The 5,860-nt window shown below is 72.5% G+C and carries 11 protein-coding genes; all 11 read left to right on the top strand.

The annotated features are described in order from the left end of the window. Positions 1-105 precede the first annotated feature (105 nt). A complete protein-coding gene (locus tag FDZ70_05705; protein TLM77146.1) occupies positions 106-981 on the top strand; it encodes a phosphoribosylaminoimidazolesuccinocarboxamide synthase in 876 nt (291 codons plus the stop codon). Between the two features lie 5 nt (positions 982-986). Then, on the top strand, positions 987-1,433 hold the full coding sequence (locus FDZ70_05710; protein ID TLM77147.1) for a hypothetical protein: 447 nt from the start codon (positions 987-989) through the stop codon (positions 1,431-1,433). Further along, on the top strand, positions 1,430-1,747 hold the full coding sequence (locus FDZ70_05715) for a hypothetical protein (protein TLM77148.1): 318 nt from the start codon (positions 1,430-1,432) through the stop codon (positions 1,745-1,747). The genes FDZ70_05710 and FDZ70_05715 overlap by 4 nt, the downstream gene beginning before the upstream one ends. A gap of 8 nt (positions 1,748-1,755) precedes the next feature. Further along, positions 1,756-1,995: a phosphoribosylformylglycinamidine synthase subunit PurS gene (purS, locus tag FDZ70_05720; protein ID TLM77149.1), complete on the top strand. Its 240-nt coding sequence runs from the start codon at positions 1,756-1,758 to the stop codon at positions 1,993-1,995. Between the two features lie 2 nt (positions 1,996-1,997). Continuing rightward, the gene (gene purQ, locus FDZ70_05725) at positions 1,998-2,693 is read left to right on the top strand and encodes a phosphoribosylformylglycinamidine synthase subunit PurQ (protein ID TLM77155.1); all 696 of its coding nucleotides are present in this window, start codon (positions 1,998-2,000) and stop codon (positions 2,691-2,693) included. Position 2,694: 1 nt separating this feature from the next. Beyond that, complete coding sequence (locus FDZ70_05730) at positions 2,695-3,072, top strand: hypothetical protein (protein TLM77150.1); 378 nt, start codon at positions 2,695-2,697, stop codon at positions 3,070-3,072. 120 nt (positions 3,073-3,192) lie between these two features. Further along, complete coding sequence (locus FDZ70_05735; GenBank protein ID TLM77151.1) at positions 3,193-3,501, top strand: ribbon-helix-helix protein, CopG family; 309 nt, start codon at positions 3,193-3,195, stop codon at positions 3,499-3,501. Then, on the top strand, positions 3,498-3,896 hold the full coding sequence (locus FDZ70_05740) for a type II toxin-antitoxin system VapC family toxin (GenBank protein ID TLM77152.1): 399 nt from the start codon (positions 3,498-3,500) through the stop codon (positions 3,894-3,896). Before FDZ70_05735 ends, FDZ70_05740 begins: the two co-directional genes overlap by 4 nt. Before the next feature lie 61 nt (positions 3,897-3,957). Next, positions 3,958-4,824 (top strand): DUF4118 domain-containing protein, encoded by an 867-nt coding sequence (locus tag FDZ70_05745; protein TLM77153.1) that lies wholly within the window; start codon positions 3,958-3,960, stop codon positions 4,822-4,824. 33 nt (positions 4,825-4,857) lie between these two features. Further along, a complete protein-coding gene (locus FDZ70_05750) occupies positions 4,858-5,535 on the top strand; it encodes a HAMP domain-containing histidine kinase (protein ID TLM77154.1) in 678 nt (225 codons plus the stop codon). A gap of 50 nt (positions 5,536-5,585) precedes the next feature. Beyond that, the coding region (locus FDZ70_05755; GenBank protein ID TLM77156.1) for a response regulator at positions 5,586-5,860 on the top strand (275 nt) is incomplete at its 3' end.

The raw sequence follows: 5,860 nt of genomic DNA on the forward strand, positions 1-5,860 counted from the left end.
CGGCGCTGTACTTCTGAGGGGCGCGGGCGAACGGCGGAGCCGCGTGGCCGTTCGGCTACAATGCACGCACCAGCCCGCCGTGAACCGGAAGGACCCCCGCGCCCCATGGACCTGACCCCCGACGCGCAGGGCAAGGTGCGCGACCTCTACGACCTCGGCGACCGCCTGCTCATGGTCGCCTCGGACCGTCTCTCGGCCTTCGACGTGGTGCTCCCGGACCCGATCCCGCACAAGGGCGAGGTCCTCACGAAGCTCTCGCTGTTCTGGTTCGACCTGCTGGCCGACGTCGTGCCGAACCACCTCATCTCCGCCGACGTCGCCGACCTGCCGGCCGAGTTCGCGCCGCACGCCGACTACCTGCGCGGCCGCTCGATGATCGTGCGCAAGGCGGCCGTCTTCCCGGTCGAGTGCATCGTGCGCGGCTACCTGGCGGGCTCCGGCTGGAAGGAGTACCGCGAGTCGGGCACCGTCTGCGGCATCCCGCTGCCGACGGGCCTGCGCGAGTCCGATCGCCTCGACGAACCGCTGTTCACGCCCTCGACCAAGGCCGAGCTCGGCGAGCACGACGAGAACATCAGCTTCGAGCGCGCAGCGGAGATCGTCGGAGCCGAGTACGCCGTCGAGCTGCGCGACAAGGCCGTCGCCGTCTACTCGGCCGCGCGCGAACACGCCGCCGCGCGCGGCATCATCATCGCCGACACCAAGTTCGAGTTCGGCCTGGTCGACGGCGCCGTGACGCTCATCGACGAGGTGCTCACGCCCGACTCGTCCCGCTTCTGGCCGGTGGACGAGTACGAGCCCGGCCGAGGCCAGGCGTCATTCGACAAGCAGTACGTCCGCGACTGGCTCGAGGGGAGCGGTTGGGACAAGCGCCCGCCCGCCCCAGCGCTGCCCGCCGACGTCATCGAGGGCACGAGCCGCCGCTACATCGAGGCGTACGAGCTCATCACCGGACGCGAGTTCGTCCCGGAAGGGGCGTGAGAGGCGTGGCGAGGCGCAGCGCGACGAACCCGCGGTATCGCAAGGAGGCGCAGATCGGAAGCACGCGGCGCAGCTCGGCGTCGCTGAAGCCCAAGCGCGCATCCGGCGCACCGAGCGCGAGCGCGAAGCCGAAGGGCGCGGGCCCGGCCAAGGCCGCGTACGTCGACCCGCCCGAGGTCAAGAAGTGGCGCCGCCTGTGGGCCGTGCTGCTCGGCATCGCACTCGTGCCCGTGGCCTATGTCCTCGGCCCCAACGTGCTGAAGTGGCTCGGCGCGGGCAGCGGGTGGCCGGTGAACCAGGCGGTCGCGAAGTGGGGCCTGTACTTCGAGATGGCGGCCCTGGCCGGCGCGCTCTACATCGACTACGCCATCATCCGCAAGATCCAGCGGGCGGCGCGCGAGGGGCAGCGCCCGGGCAAGAAGGCGGACCGCTCCGAGAAGGACGCGACGTGACGTCGGCGCTGCCGGCAGAAGCGCGAGCGGCGATGTGGGCGTTGCGGGGCGGCCTCGCGCTGTCGGCCGCGGGGATCCTCGGGTTCCTGCTGTCGTACAACGCGGTGGGCGCGCCCGCGCTCGCGGCGGCGGACTACCATCCGATCCCGCCGGTGGCGTGGGCGTCGATCGTCGCATGGGTCGCCGGCATCGGGATCGCGCTCGGCGCGCGCTGGTACGCGGTCGCCGCGGCCGCGCGGCGTGCCGGCGCGCTCGCGGGCGCTGCAGTGGACACGGACGCGGACGGGGCTTCGGCCCCGAGTGAGAAGGAGTGACGAGGGACATGGCGCTCTACGAGATCCACGTGACGTACAAGAAGGGCATCTTCGACCCGCCGGGGGCCACCGCCCAGCGCGCGCTGGTCAACCTCGGCTACGGCGAGGTCGGTGAGGTGAAGATCGGCAAGTACATCCGCCTCGAGGTCGCCGACGGCACCGACGAGGCGCGCGTCCGCGAGATGTGCGACCGTCTGCTGGCCAACCCGGTCATCGAGGACTACCGCATCGAGAAGGCAGAGCAGTGACCGTGCGGTTCGGCGTCGTCATCTTCCCGGGCTCCAACTGCGAGCAGGACGTCATCCACGCCGCGCGGCTGCTCGGATACGAGGCCGAGTACGTCTGGCACGGCGACACGGACCTCGCCGGGTTCGACGCGATCGTGCTGCCCGGCGGCTTCTCGTATGGCGACTACCTGCGCTGCGGCGCGGTCGCGCGCTTCTCGCCGGTGATGGCCGAGGTGGTCCGGTTCGCGGAAGCGGGCGGGCCGGTGCTCGGCATCTGCAACGGATTCCAGATACTCACCGAGGCACACCTGCTCCCCGGCGCGCTGCTGCGCAACGTCGGCCTGAAGTTCATCTGCCGCGAGGTGGCGCTGCGGGTCGAGGAGAGCCGCTGCGAGTGGTCCTCGCTGCCGGCCGGCACCGTCGTGCGCGTCCCGATCAACCACAACGAGGGCAACTTCATCTGCGACGCGGAGACGCTGCAGCGGCTGCGCGGCAACGGCCAGGTCGTGCTGCGCTACTGCGCCGAGGACGGCACGGTGGACCCGGACGGCGCGCCGAACGGCGCGCTCGACGCCATCGCCGGCATCTGCAACGAGCGCGGCAACGTGTTCGGGCTCATGCCGCACCCCGAGCGCGCGGTCGACCCCGTCACCGGCCGCACCGACGGCGCCCCGTTCTTCACCGCGATCGCCGAGCGGCTCGCCGCAGCGGCGGGGTAGCGTGCACGGCGACGTCCTGCTGAACGGCCCGGTCTATCTCGTGCTGGCCGCGATCGTCGTGCTCGCGGCCGGGCTGGCCGCGTTCGTGCTCGTCGACGTCTTCCGCCCGCGCCGCCGCGAGGCGCTCGCGCGCGTGCCCGAGCCCGGATGGGCGTACGCCGCACTCGAGGGCGCGTTCCTGGTCGCGCTCATGGCGGGGCAGTTCGCCTCGGCGCCCGACTGGGTGCGGACGACCTCGGTCGGGCTGCTGCCGTTCGCGGTGGCGGTCGCGGTCGCCTACCTGCTGCGCGTGGTGTATCCGAAGCCGGTGGCGCGTGGTGACGCGCCTTCCGCCGACCGGGACGGCGGAGAGGGTGCGGATCGCGGCGCGGAGGGGTAGATTCGTGCATCCCGGCGGGCGCGACGGCCCGCGGAAGCGCTGGCGGAGAGCGTGCTTGACGGTGTCGCGTGGCTGTCATACCGTGAGTGTGACAGGACGGTATGACACGGGAGTGAAGCGATGCGCGCGAAGGTGACGATCTCGATCCCCGAGGATCTGCTGATGCGGCTCGATGCCGAGGCCGAGGCGCTCGGCCGGTCGCGCAGCGAGCTGGTGCAGGAGGCGGCCGCGGTCTACCTCGGCAAGTCGGCCGAGGAGCGGGCGCGCGAGGCTCGGCGGCAGCGGATGCTCGAGGCCGTGGAGGGGATGCGGGAGATGGCCGACCGCAACCCGATGCATGACGACCGGCCTTCACTGGAGATCCTTCGGGAGATCCGTGAGACGCACGACTCCTCGCCGCTCCGCGGCTTGCGGAAGGAGTCCGAGTGAGCGGCCGTCGTGTGGTCCTCGACGCGTCGGTCGGGGTGAAGTGGTTCCGCAACGAGCCGGGATCGGATGACGCACGCGAGTTGCTCGAGCAGGCCGCTGATGCGGATGTGGCGCTTGCGGCCCCGACACACTTCGCGCACGAGGTGCTGTCGGTCGTGCGCCGCGACTTCGGCCCTGCCGACATCATGAACGGATGGGTCCGGACCGTTGATGCGGTCGCCCTCGCCCCACTCACCCGCGAGCAGGTCGCCGAGGCCGCCGAGCAGTGCGAGGCTCTCGGCTGTTCGTTCTACGACGCGCTGGCGCCCGCGCTCGCGTCGCTGCTCGACGCCGAGCTCGTCTCGGCGGACGCGGCCGCGCACGGTGCGTACCCGGGCGTGCGGCTGATCGGCTGAGTGCGCGCACCACGCGCACCCCGCGCCCGCACTCCGCGTGGCGTGGTGCTACTCTCGCACCATGCGCTGGCAGCGGCTGGTCAGGTTCGCCGGGGGCTACCCCTTCGCCTTTGCCGCGGTCGCGGTCGCGATCGTGGCGCTCCTGCCGGCGCGCACACACCTCGAGCCTTCCACGATCATGCTCGCCGTGGTGCCGGTCATCATCATCGTCGCGCGCTTCGCGGGGCTGCGAGCGTCCGCCGTGGCCGCGGTCGCCGGCTTTCTCGCTCTCGACGTGCTCTTCGTCCCGCCCTACCACAGGTTGACCGTCGCCTCGCCGGCCGAGTGGATCGCGCTCGTCGTCTTCCTCGCGGTGGCGCTCGTCTCCGGCCAGCAGACCGCCCGGATCCGCGAGCGCGAGGACGCGGCGGTCCGGCGTCAGGCTGAGCTCGGACTCGTCAACGACCTGGCGCTCCGCCTGACCTCGGAGCACTCACCCTCATCGACAGCGGCGCTCATCGTGGACAGCATCGTCGGCCTGCTCGCGGCCGAGCGGGCGGCGCTCTACGTGCGGCCGGGCGCGGTGGACCCCGTCTGCCTCGCCGGGGCTGGGCCGCTCCTCGCCGCCTCGGCGGAGCGGGCGATGGTGGGCTGGGTCGGGCACAACGGGAAGGCGATCGCACTCGACGTCGCCGCCCTGCCGGTCGACGACCGTCCGGTGAGCGTCGGCCCGTCGCTCGCGCTCGAGGATGTCACCGCCGACGGCGTCTACCTGCCGCTGCACGCCGGCCAGAGCGTGGAGGGCGTGCTCTACGTGCGCTGGCCCGGGGGCGCGGAGGCGGGACCGGCCGAGACCCGCCTGCTGGTGGCGATCGCGAACCTGGCCGCCGCCGCCCTCGGCCGTCAGAGGCTGGACGAGCTGGCCGCGCGCGCCAAGGCGCCCGGCTAGGCCGACGCGCTCAAGTCGACGCTCGTCTCCTCGGTGTCGCACGAACTCAAGACGCCGCTGGCGGCGGCGACCGCACGCATCGGCGGCCTCGTGGAGGCCGGCGGGTCCGGCGAGGATGTGCCCGCTCGCGTCCGGGAGGAAGCGGCCGCGGCACTCGCGGACCTCGCGAGGCTCGACGGCGCGATCGGCGACCTGCTCGACATGTCGCAGCTCGAGTCCGATGCGTGGCGCCCGCGATTCGAACCATGCGACGTCAGCGACGTGCTCGGCACCGTCCTGGCGAAGCTTCCCGAGGTGGCGCGCGGGCGGGTGCGTTTCGAGCTTGCCGAGGGCCTGCCGCCGGTCACGGTCGACTTCGCGCAGGTCGCGAGGGCGCTCGCGAACCTGGTCGAGAACGCGCTCACGTACTCGGGGCCGTCCGAGCCGGTCATCATCGGCGCCCGCACCATCGGCCCGGACGTGGTGATCTGGGTCGAGGACCGTGGTCCCGGCGTGCCGGATGCCGAGAAGCGGGCGGTCTTCGAGAAGTTCCACCGTGGCAGCGCGTCGGCGGCGGTGCCCGGGACCGGCCTCGGACTGACCATCGCCGCAGCGATCGTCCGCGCGCACGGCGGTCGCGTGTGGGTCGAGGACGCCGTGCCGCGCGGGGCGCGCTTCATGGTGACGCTGCGAGCGGGCGAACGTGTGATGTCGGGGGGTGAGGGGGAGTGAGTGCGGCCGAGCGCCCGGCCCGCGTGCTCGTCGTCGACGACGAGGAGCAGATGCGGCGCGCGCTCAGGTCGGTGCTCGACGCTGCCGGGTACGACGTCGAGGCCGCGCCGTCGGGCGAGGACGCCCTGCGCTGTGCGGCGGAGCGCACGCCCGAGGCCGTCGTGCTCGACCTGGCGATGCCGGGCATGGACGGGTTCGAGACGTGCCGGCGCCTGCGGGAGTGGTTCCACGGCCCGGTCATGGTGCTGTCGGTCCGCGACTCGGACGAGGACAAGATCCGGGCGCTCGATCTCGGCGCTGACGACTACCTCACCAAGCCGTTCTC

It is taken from the genome of Actinomycetota bacterium (genome assembly GCA_005774595.1).
GTDB lineage: Bacteria > Actinomycetota > Coriobacteriia > Anaerosomatales > D1FN1-002 > D1FN1-002.

Excerpts from the sequence above, each read along its gene's own strand:
- FDZ70_05705 (TLM77146.1), top strand. The coding sequence starts at position 106 with ATGGACCTGACCCCCGACGCGCAGGGCAAGGTGCGCGACCTCTACGAC.
- purS (TLM77149.1), top strand. The coding sequence starts at position 1,756 with ATGGCGCTCTACGAGATCCACGTGACGTACAAGAAGGGCATCTTCGAC.
- FDZ70_05735 (TLM77151.1), top strand. The coding sequence starts at position 3,193 with ATGCGCGCGAAGGTGACGATCTCGATCCCCGAGGATCTGCTGATGCGG.
- FDZ70_05745 (TLM77153.1), top strand. The coding sequence starts at position 3,958 with ATGCGCTGGCAGCGGCTGGTCAGGTTCGCCGGGGGCTACCCCTTCGCC.